The sequence below is a fragment of the Paenibacillus koleovorans NBRC 103111 genome (genome assembly GCF_004000845.1).
Lineage (GTDB): Bacteria > Bacillota > Bacilli > Paenibacillales > NBRC-103111 > Paenibacillus_AA > Paenibacillus_AA koleovorans.
Genome location: NZ_BIMA01000023.1, coordinates 58,506 through 78,068 on the forward strand (window position 1 = coordinate 58,506; position 19,563 = coordinate 78,068).

The 19,563-nt window shown below is 55.8% G+C and carries 21 protein-coding genes; 2 read left to right on the plus strand and 19 right to left on the minus strand.

The window, feature by feature from the left end; translation table 11 throughout:
• Positions 1–135 precede the first annotated feature (135 nt).
• The 6 genes from PKO02S_RS10365 to PKO02S_RS10390 form a co-directional block, all read right to left on the minus strand.
• A complete protein-coding gene (locus tag PKO02S_RS10365; protein ID WP_127582190.1) occupies positions 136–858 on the minus strand; it encodes a hypothetical protein in 723 nt (240 codons plus the stop codon).
• 205 nt (positions 859–1,063) lie between these two features.
• Entirely contained in the window at positions 1,064–2,350 is a 1,287-nt protein-coding gene (locus tag PKO02S_RS10370; protein ID WP_127582194.1) for an adenylosuccinate synthase, read from the minus strand.
• A gap of 183 nt (positions 2,351–2,533) precedes the next feature.
• Positions 2,534–3,892 (minus strand): replicative DNA helicase, encoded by a 1,359-nt coding sequence (gene dnaB / locus PKO02S_RS10375; RefSeq protein WP_127582197.1) that lies wholly within the window; start codon positions 3,890–3,892, stop codon positions 2,534–2,536.
• Positions 3,893–4,007: 115 nt separating this feature from the next.
• Entirely contained in the window at positions 4,008–4,454 is a 447-nt protein-coding gene (gene rplI, locus PKO02S_RS10380) for a 50S ribosomal protein L9 (protein ID WP_127582200.1), read from the minus strand.
• On the minus strand, positions 4,451–6,412 hold the full coding sequence (locus PKO02S_RS10385) for a DHH family phosphoesterase (protein ID WP_127582203.1): 1,962 nt from the start codon (positions 6,410–6,412) through the stop codon (positions 4,451–4,453). Before PKO02S_RS10385 ends, rplI begins: the two co-directional genes overlap by 4 nt.
• Positions 6,413–6,423: 11 nt before the next feature.
• Entirely contained in the window at positions 6,424–7,362 is a 939-nt protein-coding gene (locus PKO02S_RS10390) for a DUF2232 domain-containing protein (RefSeq protein WP_246066911.1), read from the minus strand.
• Positions 7,363–7,504: 142 nt separating this feature from the next.
• Here PKO02S_RS10390 and PKO02S_RS10395 point away from each other — a divergent pair, with 142 nt between their 5' ends.
• Positions 7,505–8,773, plus strand: a complete 1,269-nt coding sequence (locus PKO02S_RS10395; protein ID WP_127582205.1) for an SGNH/GDSL hydrolase family protein — start codon at positions 7,505–7,507, stop codon at positions 8,771–8,773.
• Positions 8,774–8,843: 70 nt separating this feature from the next.
• Here PKO02S_RS10395 and ftsX read toward each other — a convergent pair whose 3' ends face one another.
• The 13 genes from ftsX to rpsF all read right to left on the minus strand — a co-directional run bounded on the left by ftsX (position 8,844) and on the right by rpsF (position 18,660).
• Positions 8,844–9,767 (minus strand): permease-like cell division protein FtsX, encoded by a 924-nt coding sequence (gene ftsX / locus PKO02S_RS10400; protein WP_127582207.1) that lies wholly within the window; start codon positions 9,765–9,767, stop codon positions 8,844–8,846.
• Positions 9,757–10,443: a cell division ATP-binding protein FtsE gene (gene ftsE, locus PKO02S_RS10405; RefSeq protein WP_127582209.1), complete on the minus strand. Its 687-nt coding sequence runs from the start codon at positions 10,441–10,443 to the stop codon at positions 9,757–9,759. The genes ftsX and ftsE overlap by 11 nt, the downstream gene beginning before the upstream one ends.
• Before the next feature lie 101 nt (positions 10,444–10,544).
• Positions 10,545–11,633, minus strand: coding sequence for a hypothetical protein (locus tag PKO02S_RS10410; RefSeq protein WP_127582212.1), 1,089 nt, complete (start codon positions 11,631–11,633; stop codon positions 10,545–10,547).
• 296 nt (positions 11,634–11,929) lie between these two features.
• Positions 11,930–12,796, minus strand: coding sequence for a polysaccharide deacetylase family protein (locus PKO02S_RS10415; protein WP_127582215.1), 867 nt, complete (start codon positions 12,794–12,796; stop codon positions 11,930–11,932).
• A complete protein-coding gene (locus tag PKO02S_RS10420; protein ID WP_127582218.1) occupies positions 12,793–13,455 on the minus strand; it encodes a class I SAM-dependent methyltransferase in 663 nt (220 codons plus the stop codon). The genes PKO02S_RS10415 and PKO02S_RS10420 overlap by 4 nt, the downstream gene beginning before the upstream one ends.
• Positions 13,456–13,485: 30 nt before the next feature.
• Positions 13,486–14,541: a GNAT family N-acetyltransferase gene (locus tag PKO02S_RS10425; protein WP_127582221.1), complete on the minus strand. Its 1,056-nt coding sequence runs from the start codon at positions 14,539–14,541 to the stop codon at positions 13,486–13,488.
• A 3-nt stretch (positions 14,542–14,544) separates the two neighbouring features.
• Positions 14,545–14,904, minus strand: coding sequence for a DMT family transporter (locus tag PKO02S_RS10430; protein WP_127582223.1), 360 nt, complete (start codon positions 14,902–14,904; stop codon positions 14,545–14,547).
• On the minus strand, positions 14,891–15,274 hold the full coding sequence (locus tag PKO02S_RS10435; protein WP_127582226.1) for a DUF2304 domain-containing protein: 384 nt from the start codon (positions 15,272–15,274) through the stop codon (positions 14,891–14,893). The genes PKO02S_RS10430 and PKO02S_RS10435 overlap by 14 nt, the downstream gene beginning before the upstream one ends.
• 4 nt (positions 15,275–15,278) lie before the next feature.
• Positions 15,279–15,986: a glycosyltransferase family 2 protein gene (locus tag PKO02S_RS10440; RefSeq protein ID WP_127582230.1), complete on the minus strand. Its 708-nt coding sequence runs from the start codon at positions 15,984–15,986 to the stop codon at positions 15,279–15,281.
• A complete protein-coding gene (locus PKO02S_RS10445) occupies positions 15,965–17,320 on the minus strand; it encodes a glycosyltransferase family 39 protein (RefSeq protein WP_127582233.1) in 1,356 nt (451 codons plus the stop codon). The genes PKO02S_RS10440 and PKO02S_RS10445 overlap by 22 nt, the downstream gene beginning before the upstream one ends.
• Positions 17,321–17,513: 193 nt before the next feature.
• Positions 17,514–17,792, minus strand: coding sequence for a 30S ribosomal protein S18 (rpsR, locus tag PKO02S_RS10450; RefSeq protein ID WP_127582236.1), 279 nt, complete (start codon positions 17,790–17,792; stop codon positions 17,514–17,516).
• A 21-nt stretch (positions 17,793–17,813) separates the two neighbouring features.
• Positions 17,814–18,329, minus strand: coding sequence for a single-stranded DNA-binding protein (ssb, locus tag PKO02S_RS10455; protein WP_127582239.1), 516 nt, complete (start codon positions 18,327–18,329; stop codon positions 17,814–17,816).
• 46 nt (positions 18,330–18,375) lie between these two features.
• Positions 18,376–18,660: a 30S ribosomal protein S6 gene (rpsF, locus tag PKO02S_RS10460; protein ID WP_127582242.1), complete on the minus strand. Its 285-nt coding sequence runs from the start codon at positions 18,658–18,660 to the stop codon at positions 18,376–18,378.
• 255 nt (positions 18,661–18,915) lie between these two features.
• On the opposite strand from rpsF, the gene PKO02S_RS10465 reads away from it, so the two are divergent.
• The gene (locus tag PKO02S_RS10465) at positions 18,916–19,104 is read left to right on the plus strand and encodes a YjzC family protein (protein ID WP_127582245.1); all 189 of its coding nucleotides are present in this window, start codon (positions 18,916–18,918) and stop codon (positions 19,102–19,104) included.
• Positions 19,105–19,563: the final 459 nt, after the last annotated feature.

A 19,563-nucleotide genomic window follows, 5' to 3' on the forward strand; every position in this document is an offset into this window, starting at 1 on the left:
TAATGGAAACTTGGCAGAATTCGACATAATGCGCCCGCGCCAATGTTTCTACTTTACCACAGCTAGTCTACTACTTTCAACCGCTGGGGCTAAAGACATAGAAGAGGATCGTAAACTGCTACAAGATGGATCCTATTATTCATATTTCTGCAAAATCGCCAGCAGCTGCTTATACTCCTCCGGCTTCAAATGCTGTTCCACGATCTTCTCTACTTGATCCAGCTCGCCCGAAGTGATCCCGTCTTCAACAAGTCGCGAGATCGTCTGCATCTCCTTTTCGGGCAGCTTCGACAGCGCTGTGAATATGACTGTCTTGTCCTCCGTCGTCAGCCGATCCTTCTTGGATTGGAATTGCTCTTCCGATAGAACGACGGAGCCTTCACCCGATCGAAGGGCATCCACGCCGCCGGAACTGCGGGAGCCTATTGAGCTGCTGCTGGAGCTGTTTGTGCCGCTCGTGCTGCCGCTATTTCCGCCGTTGCCGCGATTCGTGGATGAACCGGATTGTGCCCATACTGAGACAGAGTCCTCCTTTCCAACCGGGGGATCGCTCTGAGCGCCTGAGCTGCCGGACGAACCAGATGAGCCAGTCGAGCCTGAGCTGCCGGAACCGGAGCCGCCCGTCCTTGACGCTTGCCCGTTCTGAGGATTAGCCCCCTGCTCCAGTATATTCGAAGATTCGCCAAGATTGCCTATGAATTGCGAGAGAGAAAACGGACTGCCGGCCAAATCGATGTTGAAAGGCTTCAAGAGCTGCTTGATATACGATTGTACGATGAAAGCCGTCGTCAGAACGGATACCGTGCTAATTAGAATGGCCGCCAGGAGCAGCTTGCTGATCCAGCTTACAACCTTCATGTTGAATTCCCGCCTTTTTTCCGCGCATCCTGGTGAGGGAACGCTTGTTCATCTTCCCAGTATTGACGGATTGCCGGCGGGCTAAAAGGCAGTTTTCAAAAAAAGCTCGGTTGCTCCGGGGAAATGGGCGGATTAAAAACAATCCCCACCCAGAAGAGGGCGGGGATTGGGGTCGACACCGTTCGAGACGAACCGAGACGGTGATTTAGGCGTAAATCGGACGTACTTGATTCGTCTGCTCGCGGTTGCGGCCGACCGAGAAGATCGAGATCGGGATGCCGGACAGCTGCGAGATGCGCTCCAGGTAGTGGCGAGCATTCGCCGGCAATTCGTCAAGCGACTTCACGTTCGACAGATCCTCGGACCAGCCCGGCAGCTCCTCGTAAACCGCCTCGCACTCGGACAGCAGGTTCAGGCTCGCCGGATAGTGCTCGATCACTTCGCCGCGATAGGTGTAGCTCGTACAGATCTTCACTGTCTCTAAACCGGACAGCACGTCGATCGAGTTCAGCGACAAGCCGGTGATGCCGCTCACGCGGCGGGCATGGCGGACGACGACGCTGTCGAACCAACCAACGCGGCGCGGACGGCCGGTAGTCGTGCCGTACTCGTTGCCCTTCTCGCGGATCCAGCTGCCGATCTCGTTGTCGAGCTCCGTCGGGAACGGACCGTCGCCTACGCGTGTCGTGTAAGCCTTGGCTACGCCAATGACCTGGTGAATCTTCGTCGGGCCGACGCCGGAGCCGATGCAGACGCCGCCTGCAGTCGGGTTCGACGACGTAACGAACGGATACGTGCCTTGGTCGATATCGAGCATGACGCCTTGCGCGCCTTCGAACAGTACGCGCTTGCCGTCGTCGATCGCATCGTTCAGCACGACCGAAGTATCGGTCACGTAAGGACGCAGCACCTCCGCATAGCCCAAGTATTCCTGCAGCACAGGCTCCACATCAAGACCCTTGGCGCCGTACACTTGCTCGATCAGGCGGTTCTTCTCCGCCATCGCCTGGCGCAGCTTACGCTCGAACTCGCTCGCGTCCATCAAGTCGGCGATCCGAATGCCGTTGCGCGCGGCCTTGTCCATATAGCAAGGACCGATACCCTTGCGAGTCGTACCGATTTTGTTCGAGCCCTTGCTGTCTTCCTCAAGTCCGTCGAGCAGCAGATGATACGGCATGATCAGATGCGCGCGGTCGCTGATTTTCAAGTTTTTCGTGGAATAGCCGTTATCGTGAATGTAGTTGATTTCTTCGATCAAAGCGCTCGGGTTCAGCACCATGCCGTTGCCGATGACGCAAGTTTTATCGGAATAGAAAATGCCGGATGGGATCAAGTGCAATTTATATTTCTTGCCCTGAATGAGAATCGTATGGCCGGCATTGTTGCCGCCTTGATATCGGGCTACAACCTCCGCGCTTTCCGCCAGAAAGTCGGTGATTTTCCCTTTTCCTTCATCGCCCCATTGGGTTCCGACTACAACAACCGTTGACATTCCGCATTTACCCCCGTAGGTGGTGTCGGCCCTAAAGGCACACACCAAGATAGCCGCACCCGTCGGAGAGCGGCATTTTCAGTTTAGCAGTTCCGTCGTGCCAAAGTCAATAAAAACGAACAATAGCTTTACATCAAAGCAAAATGTTCGGAAATTGTCACAATCCCTAGCTTAAACGAAACGTTACCCAGCTTGCTCCGGCGCATATTGTCGGTCGAGGCTGACGAACTTGTTGAAGTTCTTCAGGAACACGAGCTCCACCGTACCGACCGGCCCATTCCGCTGCTTGGCGATGATGATCTCGATGATGTTCTTCTTCTCCGACTCCTTGTCGTAGTAATCGTCCCGGTACAAGAACGCCACGATGTCGGCGTCCTGCTCGATCGAGCCCGATTCCCGCAAGTCGGACATCATCGGCCGCTTGTCCTGCCGCTGCTCTACGCCCCGGCTGAGCTGCGACAGCGCGATGACCGGCACATCGAGCTCACGTGCGATCCCCTTCAGCGTACGGGAGATCTCGGATACTTCCTGCTGCCGGTTCTCGCCGGCTTTGCCGCGCCCGTGAATGAGCTGCAGGTAGTCGATCAGGATCATGCCGAGCCCTTTTTCCTTCTTCAGCCGCCGGCATTTCGAGCGGATGTCCGCCACGGTGATCGACGGCGAATCGTCGATGTAGATGTTCGCCTCGGACAGCGTCCCGATCGCCATCGTCAGCTTCTGCCAGTCGTCGCCCTCGAGGAAGCCGGTCCGCAGACGCGAAGCATCGACATTCGCCTCGGCGCAGATCATCCGCTGGACGAGCTGCGCGGCGCCCATCTCGAGCGAGAAGATGGCGACGGTTTCCTTCGCCCGGACGCCGACGTTCTGCGCGATGTTCAGCGCGAACGCGGTCTTCCCGACGGAGGGGCGCGCCGCCACGATGATGAGGTCCGACCGTTGGAAGCCGGACGTCATCTTGTCGAGGTCGGTGAACCCGGATGGGATCCCGGTGGCTCCGCCCTTGTGCGCATACAGGAACTCGACGCGCTCGAACACTTCCATGAGTACATCGCGGATCGCGACGAACCCGTTGCCGGCGCGGCGGTTCGAAATCTCGAGAATTTTGCGCTCCGCCTCGCTCAGCAGCTCCCCGACTTCCTCCTCGCCGGCATAGCCATTGCTTACGATCTGGGTCGCGGTGCGGATCAACCGGCGCAGCATCGATTTTTCTTCGACAATCGCCGCATAGTAATCGACGTTGGCCGCCGTCGGCACCGCATTGGCCAGCTGGCTCAAGTACGAGACGCCGCCGATGTCCTCGAGCTGCTGCTTGTCCTGCAGCTTGGCCGTAAGCGTGATCAGGTCGACCGGCTCGTCGTCCTGCGCCAAGTCCTGCATCGCCGCGAAAATATGTTGATGGGCCGTCCGATAGAAATCGTCGGAGGTCACCCGCTCCAAAGCCGTAATCAGCGCTTCCCCGTCCAGCAGAATGGCGCCTAGTACGGCCTGCTCGGCCTCCAGATTCTGCGGAGGGATGCGATCGAGAAACAGTTCCCCGCTCATAGCCCTTCTCCTAACATGTCCTAGAATTCCATGGCGCTTCCGCCCTTATACTTCTTCCACCCAAACAACCTTACCTTCAACCGCGGCCAAGCAACCAAGAAGCCTTCAATCAACCTTACTTCTCTTCCGTCACTTGCACCTTCACCTGCGCCGTCACTTCCGGATGCAGCTTGATGCTCACTACCGTGACGCCCAGGACGCGAATCGCATCGTCCATCTGGAACTTGCGCTTGTCGACGGAGAGGCCCAGCTTCTCCATCTCCTCGGCGATCTGCTTGCTCGTGATCGAGCCGAACAGTCGGCCGCCTTCGCCGGACTTGGCACGGATGACGACAGTCGTCTCAGCGAGCTTGGCCGCCAGCTTCTGCGCGTCTTCCTTCTCCTTGTCCTTCTTCTTCTTCTCCGATTGCTTCTGCTGCTCCAGCGTCTTCACGTTACCCTCGGAAGCGAGCGCCGCCAGCTTCTGCGGCAGCAGGAAATTGCGTACGTATCCTTCGGACAAGTCCTTGACTTCTCCCTTTTTGCCTTGCCCTTTGACATCCTTCAGAAAAATTACCTTCATTCGAAAAGCCCCTCCTCATCTTTCATTTGTGCGAGTACTTCCTTCAGCTTCTTCACGGCGTCCTCGACCTTGCCCTCGAGCTGAACCGCCGCATTCGTCAGATGCCCGCCGCCGCCCAGCCGCTCCATGACCACCTGTACATTGATCTGGCCAAGCGAGCGGGCGCTGATGCCGATGAGCCCGTCCGTCCGTTCGCTGACGACGAAGGACGCCATGATGTCGGTCATGTTGATCAGCGTATCGGCCGCCTGCGCGATGAGCAGCTGCGGGTACTTGCGACCCGACTGCGTGACGGCCACGGCGATATGCTCGTACAAAATTTCGGCGTGTTTGATCACTTCCGCCTTGCGGATGAACGCGTCCAGGTCTTCCTTCAGCATACGCTGGATGAGCCCGGAGTCGGCGCCGTTGCGGCGCAGGAACGAAGCCGCCTCGAATGTCCGCGCCCCGGTGCGCAGCGCGAAGCTCTTGGTGTCGACCACGATGCCTGCTAGCAGCACCGTCGCCTCCAGCACCTCGAGCGACACCCGCTCCTGGAAATACTGGAGCAGCTCGGTGACAAGCTCGCAAGTGGACGAGGCGTAAGGCTCCATGTAGATCAGAGTCGCTTCATTGATGAACTCTTCGCTCCGGCGGTGATGGTCGATCACCATGATGCGCTGCGTCTGCTGCAGCAGCTTCGGCTCGGCTACCATCGAAGCCTTGTGCGTGTCGACCACGATGGCGAGACTCCGCGGAGTCGTAATCTGGAGCGCTTGCTCCGGCGTGATGAACCACTTGTACAGCCGCTCGTCGCCCTTGATCGTCTCCATCAGCTTCATAATCGATGGATTGATCCCTTCGAGCACGATGTAGCCTTCCTTCTGGCTCATCTGCACCGCCTTCAGCACCCCGATGGCTGCGCCGATCGCGTCCATGTCCGGGTGCCGGTGGCCCATGATGACCACCTTGTCGCTGTCGCGCATCAGATCGCGCATCGCATGCGAGATGACGCGCGCCCGCACGCGCGTCCGCTTCTCTACGGCGTTCGAGCGCCCGCCGTAGAACGAGAGCCGTTGGCCGACCTTCACGGCCACCTGGTCCCCCCCGCGGCCGAGCGCCATGTCGAGGCTCGTCTGCGCCAGCTGGCCGAGCTCGACGAGCGAGTCGGCCGCCGCCCCGATGCCGATGCTGAGCGTCATCGGCACCTTGTTCTCGATCGTCGCGTCGCGGACGTCGTCGAGGATGTCGAAGCGCGACTGCTCCAGCTGCCGCAGCGACTTGTTATTCATGACGACGAGTAACCGGTCGGACGCCGTCCTTCGCATGAACAGCCCGTACTTCTGCGCCCAGCTCGTCAGCTCCCCGGTCGTCTTCGCCAGCGTCAGGCTGCGGCTCTGATCGTCCATCCCTTGCGTCGCTTCGTCGAGGTTGTCGAGCAGCACGACGCCGATGGCGATCTTCTCTTCCTCGAACCGTCGGGTGAGCGCGCTCAGCGCCGTGACGTCCTGGAAGTACAGCAGCCGATGCTCGGCCTTCACCGTCACTTGGTAGATCTGCTTCCCGATCGTCAGCTCCAGCCGGCCGTCCTTGTCGATCTTGCCCTTCAGCGCCGGGAACAGCTCGAACAGATGCTCGCCGTTCAGCGAATCTTGCCGCAGCAGCTGCGCCATGAACGGATTGTTCCACTGGATGTCCCGTTCCTCGTCGTACAGCACGATACCGATGGGAAACTCGTTGAACACCTCGTTGCCGGCTTTTTTGACCCGATGGGACAGCTTCGCGGTATATTCGTTCATCTCTTCCTGAAACGCCCGCTCCGCTCGAATCATGTAGAAGAGCAGTCCGCCGCCCAGCAGCAGGCCGACTACTCCCAGAATCCATTCATAATACATCAGCATGCCCGAGAGCAGGAGGATCAGTCCCATCGCCCCATACATCGGCAGGCTGTGCCAGCGATCCGTTAGAAACTTCGGCATAGTGTCGCTCCCTAACCCTTTGGTCTTTTTAACCGCTCCCGGATCGGAAATGCCACATCGAACAAGCCGAACAAGCTAACCATCTGCAACAGGAACGGAGCGAAAAGCAGCACCAGAATCCCGATCACGGCAATAAATCTGGGGACCCCCTTCGACCAGCCGCGATGATGGGCGATGAAGAATAGAAATCCGAATGCCTGGATGGTGAACACGAACATCATGAGCGGCATGATGTTCAGCAGGATCATGAAGATCATCGATTCGTCCGGATTGACGTAGATGAAGCTCAGGATCAAGGCGATCAAGTAGTACCAGATGAGCGACCTCGGCAGCATCCAATCTTTCGCAGCCTTCAGCCCGGGAATCGACTCGCCGCTGCGCACAAGCGCCTTGCGCGCCAGCCAGTGCGTCACGATCGCATAGAACAGGGAGAAGCCGATCAAGTACAGCGGCAGCAGCTTGGTCATAAGCGACAGCGCCACCTCGATCTGATCCGCCGTCACCAGGTTTTGCAGCTCGGCCGGGAGCGTCTCAAGGCTGTTCTTCATATAGTCGCGAAGCTCATCGATCACATGGATGCCGGATACCGTCAAAATCAGCAGCAGCAGGAGTAACTGCACCAGCATGGCAACCGTACCGGCCGTCAGCGCCGCTCGTGCCGTAGCCCGCTTCCGGTACATCACGCCGATCGCCAAGCTCGGGATGAGGAAAAACAAAAACAAGATGGCCGCCACCGTGCCTAGGAAATCCAAGCCCAGTAGAAACGAGATCACATACACGGCCAACAAAATCAGCACATGGTGCAGCGCGAATCGCTTCCAATCCAGCTTCACGTACATCACGACGACCGGAACCATCATCAAGCAAATCGTCACCAGGACGAGCGGAGTAAATGTTAGCAGGAGCATCACCAAGTAGATGACGCCCCATAGCAACGGCTGCTTTTTCAATCCAGTCACCTCATACCCAAATTACTCTCCATTATAGCATAAAAGATAACGCGTTGCCCCATCCTCTTGAGGCAGGGATTCGGGGGCCTGACGTTGAATACAATAGGCTGAAGTCTTTTTAGAAAATGGAGGGAACCACCTGATGCACCAGAGAACCACTCGTTCCAAGCTTGCCGTCATCCTCGCCGCTCTGCTCCTCTTGCTGAGCCTCCCGATGACCGCTTTCGCCGCTGATGCCACCACTACTGCTACCGCCGCCGCTTCCGCCAAAATCGTAGCCATCGGCGACGATCTCACTTTAGGTGTAGAGCCAGACACCGATCTAACGGTCGCCGCACCATACGGTTTTGTAGACCGCGTCTATGAACAAGCGCTGTACCGCGGACGCGCAACCGTAGCCAACTACGGTCTGGAAGGGCTGAACAGCGCCGGTCTCAATGCGCTTCTCACAACTGTTGTCGCCGGGAAAGACGCGAAGGGCTCCGAAATCCAGAGCGACCTGACCGATGTCCGCAAAGACAACGCGCTTCCGATCGCGCAGATGAAGAAGGACCTACAAGCCGCTACCCATATCACATTGACCATCGGCATTAACGATATCGGTGCTGATATCGTTGAGAAGTACCGCTCGTTCGAAACCGACGAGCAGTTGAAAGCCTACGCTGCCGATCGCCTGCAGAAATATACCGACAACTTGAAGGCCGCTCTGACGACCTTGTACACATTGAATCCGACAGCGAAAGTGTACGTCGCCGACCTGTACTCGCCGATCCCGAACATCAGCCTGTTCGCAACGGTCTACGCCAAAATCAAACCGATTCAAGACAATATGACCGCCACGCTGCAAACTATAGTGAAAGCCTATGCCGACCAGAAGATGTCGATCCAGCTTGTACCGGTGTCCGCTGCGTTCGTAGGCAATGAAGGGCTGTACACGAATATTTCCATTCTTAGCATCTTGCCGACCCAACCCGGCTATGCCGCTATGTCGGAAGTGTTCGCGAAGTCGCTCTTCGGCGACAACAAGACGGTCGTGCGTGTCCCGGACTTGATCTCCGTCGTAGTCGGCGGCAAATCCGTCGACACTCCGCACCTGCCGCTGCTGATCGACGGGACGACGTTCGTCGTGCTCCGCGAGTACACAGAATCGCTTGGCGCGACAATCGATTGGGTCGATACTACGAAGACAGCGATCATTCGTCTGAACGGCAATGTCGTGGAGCTGACGATCGGTTCTATGGAGATGAAGATAAACGGCGTCGTGAAGCCGATACCGGATAGCGCCTACGCCCGTCTGCACCACAGTAACGGCGAAGACAAGACGTATATTCCGCTCCGCCTCATGGCTGAAGGTCTCGGCCTGGACGTGCAATACGTGAAGGGCAGCCATTCCGCGTATATTAACTTGTAAACATAAAAAGGCCGCTTGCCACGCTCCTGCCCTGGAGCGCACCGCAAGCGGCCTTTTTATGTCATGATAGCTACACGCTCATAAACTTCCGCATCGACATCAAACTGCCCCAAACCCCGATAAACACGCCTATCCCCAGCAGCAGCCACGTGATATCGCTCATCACTTGCCCCGCCGGCAGCAGCTTGATCAGCATGAGCCCGAGCTCGAGCTTACTGAACTTCACGAACTGCCAGTACCCGTACGCGAGCAGCCCGGCCGGCACCGCCGAGCCGATAAGCCCGAGCATCGCGCCTTCGATGAAGAACGGCCAGCGAATGAACGCATTCGTCGCGCCGACAAGCTTCATGATACCGATCTCGCGGCGGCGGGCGACAATCGTCATCTTGATCGTGTTCGAGATCAAGAACAAAGCCGTAAAGCCGAGCAACAGCACAAACACGAGCCCTACGTTGCGCACTGCGTTCGTGACCTTGAACAGCGTCTCCACCGTGCCTTGCCCGTAGCTCACCTTGTAGATCGGCGGCGGGCTCACGCTGCTAAGTATATTGAGCGCCTCGATCTGCTGCGCCGCCTGCTGCACGAGCCGAGGCTCCCTGACCTCCACGTTGAACGAGTCGTTCAGCGGGTTTTCCGCACCCTCGAAGCCTTCCAGCAGCTCCTCGCTGTCCTCGCCCAATTTTTCACGCAGAATCTGCAGTCCTTGCTCCTTCGACACGAACGTCACCTTGCTGACATCCGGCATCTTCGCGATTTGCTCCTCCACCGACTTCACTTGCTCCGGCTTCGTCTCGATGTCCATGTACACCCGGATTTCCACCTGGCTCTCGATCTGCGACGCCAAGTAGTTCACATTCATCGTGAGCATGAGAAACAAGCCGAGGATGAACAGCGAGATCGTAATCGCGCTGATCGAGGCGAACGACATCCAGCCATTGCGCAGCACGCTGCGGGAGCCTTCGCGGAAATGCCGGCCGAGGGTCTCAATCTTCATAGCCGTACTCCCCTCTGGCCTCGTCGCGGACGATCCGCCCGCCTTCGATCGCCAAGACACGCTTGCGCATCGTGTTGACGATCTCCTTGTTATGCGTCGCCATAACGATCGTAGCCCCGCGGAAGTTGATCTCCTCCATCAGCTTCATGATCTCCCATGAGTTCTCGGGGTCCAAGTTGCCGGTAGGCTCATCCGCGATAAGGACCGCCGGGTTGTTGACGATCGCGCGCGCGATGACGACCCGCTGCTGCTGCCCGCCCGACAGCTGATTCGGGTACACGTCCGCCTTCTCCCGCAGCTTCACGAGCTCGAGCACCTCCAGCGTCCGCTTGCGGATCAGCCGCTTCGGCGCCTCCACCACTTCCATCGCGAAGGCGATGTTCTCATACACGGTGAGCTTCGGCAGCAGCTTGAAATCCTGGAATACGACGCCGATGTTGCGCCGCACATATGGAATTTTGCGCGCCTTCAGCCGCTCCAGATTAAAGCCGTTCACGAAAATTTGCCCTTTCGAGGGACGCTCTTCTCGGTAGATCAGCTTCATGAACGTCGACTTGCCCGCTCCGGAAGGTCCGACCACATAGACGAACTCGTTCGAGTCGATCCTCACGTTGATGCCGTGCAGCGCCGTCGTGCCGTCCTTGTACGTCTTCCATACATCCTGCATTTCTATCACTTGCCATCACATCCCGTAGTTGTTGTGAATCCGCCTGACGCTTACATGGCCAGACAGGGCGCCGAAAGAGCCCTTCGACACGAAGGACTCCCCTGAGCCGCTTAGAACAAATTGATTTTCAGCTCAATCGTCAGTTTGCCTGTCGTCGTAATTGCATTAGTGGCCTGCAAGCCGGCCTGAATTTTGCTCGGGTAAAAGCTCAGATCGTTCGTTTCCTTCAGCTCGTTCACCGTGGCCGGCGGCAGCTTCAGTCCATTATAGCTCAACTCGTCGACGATGAATTGGACGGCTTCCTTCTTCACCGGCTCGAGCTCGTAGCGCCCCACCATCGTCATCTCCGTATCGTCCTGCTTGCCCACTACCGTAATTTTGCCCTCGCCGAACGTGAAGTTCAGCGTCTCCAGATCTTTGCTCTTCGAGTGAATGAACTCGTTGAAATCGGTATCCTTCAATTGGAACGAATACGTCCGTCCCCTCAAGGCCAGCATCTCCGGCTTCTGGGCAATCAGCTCAGGCAGCTTCTGCAGCGTGGCGGCCAGGGCGGAGAAATATTTGCGCACCTGCGGCAGCCCGCGCAGCTCCCACTGTTTGTTCAAGTCATGGATCTGCTCTAACACCGTGCTCCCTGCAGGCAAAGCCGCCAACTGCCGATCCAGCTCCTCCTGCAGCTCCACCAGGTGCACCTTCTGCGCGATGAAGCGTTCCTTCAGCTCGGTGAGCGCGGAGCGCTGAACTTCGAGCTTCTCTGTCGCCGCCTTCATATCTCTATAAGCCGTCAAATACCGGTCCATCGCCTTCTTGTCGTTGGCGGCCACCAGCTGAGTCTGCTCCAACACGTACAGGGCATCCTTCCAGCTGTCAACCGAGAGCAGCATCGCCCATACCGGCTTGCGTCCGCCATTATAATACGCCCGTAGGACATGCTTGACGCGTTCGCGGGTTTGCTGGACTTGTTCGTTCTTCAGCTTCAATTGCTCCTGGTTGTCCACGATTTGCATCGTCATCTGCAGTTCCTTCACGGACAAGCCGGCAATTTCCCGATCCAGCTCATGGATCGTAAGCCCTTGCTGGAGCAAATTCCGGGTCGCTTCCAGCTGGTCCTCTTCCGTCGCCAGGATCGAACTCGAACTGACTGCGATCAGCGCGAGCGAGAAGCCTAGAAGGATGATTCGCCGCAGCATCTTACGCATCTTTGGTCGTCACGTCCTTTCCTAGTTAAAAATATATCATGAATCGACGGGGGTGACGATAAGAAATATGGCCGGGGGCAGACGCCCGAGCCTTCTCCTATGTGATAGGATGCAATGGCACCACCATTTCGCTCAACAAAAGCACCGCACCGCCGGCCGGCATCAACATCGACGATTTCCGAACGAAGATGCGGTTCGTATCGGATTAATGGTTAAAGTAAAGCGGTCCCGCTCAATGCTCACGGGGCCGCTTTTTTAGTTTCCAACGGATGGAAGAAATTATTTCCCAGGCAATCTTATACGTGAAGCAATCCCTTCTGCGCCAAGTGTTCCGCCACCGAAGTAAACTCGAAGCTATTCAACACCTTCGCCAGCTTGCGCTGCGTACCCCCGACGTTGTAGTAGTGGATCAGGCGCTCCTTGAACGGCAGCTCGATCTTCTGCTCCGTCGGATCGACCTCTCTCGGGTGCAGGTAGACGATTGAGCTCTTTCCTTCCCGATTCGCTTTGCGTATGGCGTTCTGGATGAAGAACCGCGGGAAAAACCGGAAGTAAAAGCCGCCGGAATAGCCGATATTGCGACCCGCCACTTGTGTAACCGACATCGGCACCTCGAACAGGTTCAATGTGCGCCCGTTCACGACCGGTCTGTGCACCTCGGTCGGTGCGGTCGGGATGCCGTAGAGGAACGTCTTCACGGGAAAAATGCTCGCGTCGTACACAAGCCCCAGCTCCTCCAACGCCTCCAGATAGTGATAGTTGCGCTCGACGATGGACCAGGACGGTGCACGATACCCTAACACCTTGGTGCCGGTCAGCTGCTCCAGGATGTCCACCGACTTCTTCACGTCGTCCTTGAATTCCTGGTACGACTGCTTGTAAGCCAACTCGTGGGCATAGCCATGCGTCGCCAAGTCGTGGCCGTCGCGGACGATCGCCTTCACGACATCGGGATAGTGCTCGCCGATCGTCCCCAGCGTGAAGAACGTCGCCTTGGAATTCGACTCGCGGCACAGCCTCAGAATCGTGTCCATGTTTTGCCGGAAATGCGATGTTCCATAAGGTGGAAATTCCAGGCCATCATAATTCGCGTGGAACCATTCCTCGATATCGAAGGTCAGCATGTTCGCGACGCGGTTCGAAGCTGCAGTCGAAGTCGTCACTTCACCTTAACCCCTTTGATCGCGAACGACGTGCTGAACCATTGGGACAAGCCGCCACCCCCGGCACTCTTGGTTACGAACTTGAACGGGTGGTACATCTTCAGGAACTCGATCTGCTTGAAGCCGTGACGCTCGAACACCTGCTTCAGCTCCTCCATCTCGTACATCCGCTCGAACTTCTTGCTCTTCTCGTAGAGGCTGAGCAGCTTGCGCTGCACGGAGCCTTTGTTGAGCGTCTGGATGAGCAGCGTGCCTCCCGGCTTCGTCACCCGCGCCAGCTCTTTGATTACCTTTTCATACTGCTCGATCAGCTGGATGACCCCGATGCACATGACCGCGTCGAACTTGTTGTTCTCGAAGCTCAGCCCCATCAGATCGTCCACGCTCGTCTTGAGCCCGCGGGCCGCCGCATGCTCCAGGCTCTTCACCGAGAAGTCGACCCCGTACACCGTATTCTCCGCCACCAGAGGCTCACTGAAGGCGCCTACGCCGCAGCCGGCATCCAGCACCTCTTTCCCCTTCATCGGGCCGAGCCAGCGCAGCGTATTGTCCCGCTGCATGAAGAAGCTCTCTTCGTTGAAGTAGTCCGAGGCCTGCACGGACGCCCCATGCGTTTCGGCTTTTTTGTCAAAATATTGCTTCCAGTTCGTATTCGCCATCGCGATAGTTCCTCCGAGAACACTGTATTGTTAAGGCATCAAATACTTCATCAGCACTCTGCCGACCGGATTCGTGATCAGGCTGGGCATCTTCTTCCACAGCTCCACAAAGAAGCTCAGGCTATCCTTATCCGGCGCTCCCTGTCCCCCGCTCCCTCCGTCATAGACGAGGTACTGCAGCTGGACCGGCTTCGCCCCGAATTTCTCCTTAAACGTGTAAGTCCCGGAGCCCGCCGGCGAACGGCCGAGATCGAGCTGCTGCAGCCCGCACCGCATACCGAACCGCACCGCTTCCCAATACATGAAATTGTTCAAATACTTGTTGTTATACTCCGTCAAATTCGCCCCGTACGGGTAATATAACGTCCCATTGGATGGACTGGCCAGCAGCACCATGCCGCCGGCGACAATGCTCGTCTCTCGATCGAGAACCGTCAGCAAAGTCGCCTGCTCGGGCAGCAGCTCGAAGAACCGCTTGAAGAACGCGATATCCGGCGCCGGCGATCCGAGCTGCTTCATTCTTCTGACGTATACTTGATAAAAGGCAGGCAAATGCCCCTGGTCGAAGCTCACCTCGAACCAGTTGTTCTTGTACACTTTGCGCACGTGATTGCGGTTGCTGCCGGAGGACAGCGCCAAGATCTGCTCTTCCTCCCCGGCGAGCGGCAGCACGAACGTGTAGTTGTTCTCATTGATGCTCCATTGCGACGCCAGCTCTTCCGGCAGACGCTGCTCTTGGAGCCGGAGCTCCACATAGCCGAGTCCAAGCTCCGCACGCAGCCGCTTCATCGACTCCAGGGCGAACCGGCGCACGTCTTCGTCTGCAGCGCAGATGTCCGTGTAGTTGGCGAATGGCAGCGATAGGCCGACCTTCTTGAGGCTGAGGTTGCGGCCGACGATTAACGGGAGGAGTCCGCAAACCCGGTTTTGTTCGTCCAACACGGCGTGGTAACCGGATCGATAGCCGAACGATTGGAGCAGGATGTTGCGGAACCCGATCGTATGAAATACGGTCCCTTTCGCCTCGGCGAACCGATCCCAATCTCCCCGCATTACCTCCGTGTATGGTGCCAATCGGTACGTCATCGGCTAGCCTCGCAGCCAGAAAATGACGCCGACCATAATAAACGCGCAGCCGGCCCATTTCATCATACTGATCTGTTCTTGAAAAATGAAGATGGCCACAATCAGCAGCAGCACATACTGCACGCTAGTGACGAATGTTACGAAGCTGAGCTCGAACACGGATAAGCAATAAACCCATAGGAAGGCGGCTAAAGCGTAAGTGGCGAAACCGGCTAAAATAACGGGAGAACCGAGGTAGCTGAGCAGGATCCCGACCATCGCTCCGTCGAACTTGATCGACTTGCTTCCCAGTTTGAGCAGCGTGCTGCCGGCTACCGTCATGACGATGTTTGCGAGTAATAACCAATATTTAATGCTGTTCACCTGCATTCATTTTCTTTTCCAGCTCCTCCAGACGAAGCTTCGTGAGCCCGAGCTCCTGAGTGAGCGTCTTGTTATGCATCTTCAAGCCGGACATGCTGACGCTCAGATTGAGCAACAGCAAGTATGCGCAAGCGATCAGAATCGCGAAAAAGGCCGACGGAGCGTAGTAGACGCCGACTAAATTCGAGAACCATTCCAGCGTGTCCTTGAAAATCGACATAAATAGCGTAAACAGGCCGATCAGAAACCAGACCAGCGAATATTTTTCGCGAATCATCTTGGCCTTTACCATCAAGAACACCGAAATCAGAATGATGAGACTGAAGCAAACCCCCATCAATTGTACGCTAAGCGTTGCGCCCTCCATCATGCGATCACCACCTTGGTCGGATGTAGGAGAAGAAGATCGACACGATCACCTTCGCCATGTAATAAAGACTCTTAAGCGGGGTGATGGACGACTTGCCGTGCTCGCGATGGCGCATCTCTACGCCGATCTCGTGAATCTTCAGCCCGTTCTTCTTCAGCACGATGACGGCATCCGGCTCCGGATAATCGTCCGAATAGTGGCGGCTCAGCAGCTCCATGCCCTTGCGGCTATACATCCGGAACCCGGACGTTCCGTCCGTCACCTTCGTCTGGATCAGGATACGGAACAGCACATAGAACACGCGGATGCCCAGTCTTCTCGTCCAGGACGTCCGGAACGACTTGATATCGAGGAAGCGCGATCCGATGACCATATCGGCTCCCGTGCGCAGCATCGCTCCGTAGAGCTTGTCCACTTCCTTGGGCGGGTGTTGTCCGTCTCCATCGATCTGCACGACGTAATCGTAACCTTGCGCATACGCATACTTGAAGCCGGTCTGCACCGCTCCCCCGATGCCCAAGTTATAGGGCAGGTCGACGACCTTCACCCCTTCCGCTTTGCGGGCGGTCGACGAGGTTTGGTCCGTCGAGCAATCATTGACGATTAGTATATCGGCCTCCGGCACATGCTCCCGGATATCCCAGATGACCTTCAAAATGTTGTTCTGCTCGTTGAAGGCCGGTACGACGATCAGGATCTTTCCTTTTTCCATAGCAGCTTCCCCGTTAATTTTTTGGCCGAATAGATGACGACGAATATAACTCTCTCTGCTCCATAAGCGGCCGCAATCGCCAAGAACGGCATGGCCGGGGCTTTGTAGCGGTACAGTCCGTCAATGAAGAAGATGATGCAGAACAGGAACACGGCGAGAATGATCAGCCAGACGATCGAAGCCTTGACGAATTTCTTCGTCCAGAACGCTGCTATGGTTCCTAACAGGACGAGGCCGGTCGGCACCATTTTCCAACAAAACTTGATGAAGCCGGGCAAGATGGTTACATTGGTCGCCCAGATCCATTGCCCGATGAAGGCCAGCACTCGTTTGCCGTAGAGCACCAGAATATGGTCCCAGTTGTTAATTATAAAACTAAGAATTAAGCTGTTCAATATATTAATCCGGTAGTCCGGCTTGAACGGTACATCGTGCTTGAACGGATGGTCGTAAATCCACCCTTTTGCATAGACGTTGTATAGCACCATCTTCGCATTCATCTGCAAGGAGTCGAAGAATGGGGTCAGCTTGCCGCTCAGCAAGAGGAACAATCCTGCCGCAATACAGGCGGCCAGCGTGCTGCCCAGCGCGATGCGGTAGCGGACGATCCATTGCTTGAGCTTCTTCTTGTCCATCCGGATGAAGATGTAGATGGCGATGAACGCGAACGTAATGATGCCCGACGGGCGGAAAATAAGCATGTACAGCGATGTTAGGCCGAACAGCACCTTGTATCTCTTCTTCGGCGACTCCCACGCCTTCAGCAGCAGGAAGACGTTAAGCAGCAGCAAGCTGACGAAGAAGCTGTCGGACAAAATGTACATGGACCATAACGTAATGCTGTAGGACAAGGAATAGAACATGGAGGCAATGAACGCAGTCGTCCGATTGAACAGCATCCTGGTGATTTTGTACACGAGAATGACGCATATACTCGCGACCAAGGCTTGTACGAATAAGATGTAATCGGTTTCCTTCAATATAGCAAGCAGCAAGGTCAGCAGCAAGTTGTAGCCCATATACAAGATGTCGTTCATATGCAGACTGATCTTGAAGTCTCTCAGCAGGGCGTGGGCGTAATCCAGGTACCATTGTGTGTCGGGTGATTGGGCTAGCGGAAATCTCGACTCCATCAACCAGAAGTAAAACCGTAAACGAATATACAGCGAAAGCGCGACGAGCGGGATCAAGTACACCCAATCTCGGGTTCTAAACTTGTCGAACAGGCTGACCGCGCGTTGAACGGCGGGCTTGTCCCGGTAACCTCGAACTACTTGAGCGATCCGCCTAACCAGATCTGATGTTTGAACGCGTAAGATTGTCGATTCCTCCACCCAACAACAAATTATCCCTTCTTCTCTCTCCTCTCATTATTCACAACTTTTTGTGATTCAGCAACTCTTTTCTTCACTTTTTCGCCGCTTCATTATTTGGCTCTGTGTGCATTGGGCTTCATCTAAAAAACAAAGAGGATGCCGGTTCGAAAACCGGGCACCCTCTGGGGTCATGCTGTATGAGAGCAACGGATTACTCCGTTGTGTATGGCAGCAATGCGATTTGACGGGAACGCTTGATAGCGATCGTCAACATCCGTTGGTACTTCGCCGAAGTACCGGTTACGCGGCGAGGAAGAATCTTCCCGCGCTCGCTGATGAATTTCTTAAGCGTATCGATGTCTTTGTAATCGATATGCGTGATTTTGTTCACAGTGAAGTAGCAAACTTTGCGGCGCTTGTTGCGGCCGCCTTTGCCACGGGAGAACTTGCGTTCGCCGCGCTCTTCGCCGCCTTCTCTTCTGTTGTTCATCCGATCTTCATTCCTTTCTACCTAAAATGGTAAATCATCATCCGAAATATCGATGGGTCTTCCATCGTCTGAGAACGGATCCGATTTGCGTGAATTTCCGCCGCTGTTTCCGCCACCGCCGCCAAATCCTCGGTTGCCTCCACCGCCGCTGCTGCCCGCTTCCGCATACGGAGGGGGTGCATCATCGCGGTTGGCTCCGCCGCCGGCGCTATTGCCGGACTCCAGAAAACGGACGTTGTCGGCGACGATCTCCGTCACATAGACGCGTTTTCCTTCGTTATTGTCATAATTGCGAATTTGGATGCGGCCTTCGACCGCGGTCAACCGACCCTTGCGCAAGTAGTTCGCGCATGTCTCGGCGAGTTGTCTCCAAGTTACAATATTGAGAAAATCGGCTTCCCGTTGTTGGCCTTGCTGATTGCTTGAGAACGGACGATCGACTGCCAGCGTAAACTGAGTTACGGCTACGCCCGAAGGCGTGTAACGCAATTCAGGATCGCGCGTCAGACGACCGATAAGAACGACACGATTCAACATCTCGAATTCCTCCCCATAACGATCCTAACACTTGCAGCGCCTGAGATTAGGCTACGTCTTTGACGATCAGGTAACGAACGATTTCGTCAGAAATCTTCATTACACGGTCAAGCTCCGCTACAACATCCGGGTTCGCATTGAAATGTACCAATACGTAGTGCCCGTCACGGAACTTGTTGATCTCATACGCAAGACGGCGTTTTCCCATAACGTCATGCTTCGTGATTTCGCCACCGTTATTGATGATGCCTTGGAATTTTTCGATCGTCGCTTGAACTTGTTCTTGTTCAATGTCGGTACGAACAATGTACATCACTTCATATTTGCGCATGCTTCTTTCACCTCCTTATGGACTATGGCTCTCGTTGATCGAGAGCAAGGAGCGAGACATTCTTTCAAAACTCGCACCTATCTACTATAGCAGAACGCGATGCCCATTACAAGCCGAACAACCGCCAGCCGCCTCCCCGTTTTCTGTATGCACTGGTTGCGGTTCCCATGGTTAGAGCGGTGTCGATCGTCGAACAATAAGAGTCGTAACGGATAGGCGCCATCCCTAATTTCTCGACGAATGAGGTGTTTCCCGATGGGAGAACGTACGGAATTCAAGCCGGGCATGCGTGCCCCGAACGACGGTACTTATATGGAAATCGGCGACAATGATGTCCACATGGGGATCAACAACCCGCAGCAAATTACGCTGAAGGCGGGGGACCCGTTCCCGGATACGACGAACGACGATCGCGTATGGAAAAAGAAAAAGCAGCAAAGCTGAGGCGTCTCTTGCTTGCTTGCACTTTGGTCGCTCCAAGCACCCTTCTGGGTGCTTGGAGCGTTGCTTATTTCTCAAAACCGAAATCAAAAACTACCCATACGGGTGGTGGTTTCATTCGATAGATGGCGGAAAGAGTGTAATGCGGCTCTTGCGGGACCGACTGCGAAGCGTATCCTTCCGATGCTATTGCTCCGACGAACCTCCGGTTCTCCCCCACTTGGCTTTCCCGCCAATTTTCAAGAAAAACCTGATCGGAAAGACACCTATTAGGTCCTCTGGCGTTGGTGTTCCATTTGGCGCGAGGAGGCAGGCAACTGGGTTCCAATCGCTCTTGGAATCATGGCCCTTTTGGATTGAAGTTAGTTGTGGTTAGGCCCTGATTTCATAGGCGACCGCCTTGATTCTCCATTCCAGTCCCCTGCCCTCTTCGGTTCTTCTCTCGTTCGTAGCGTTATTTTC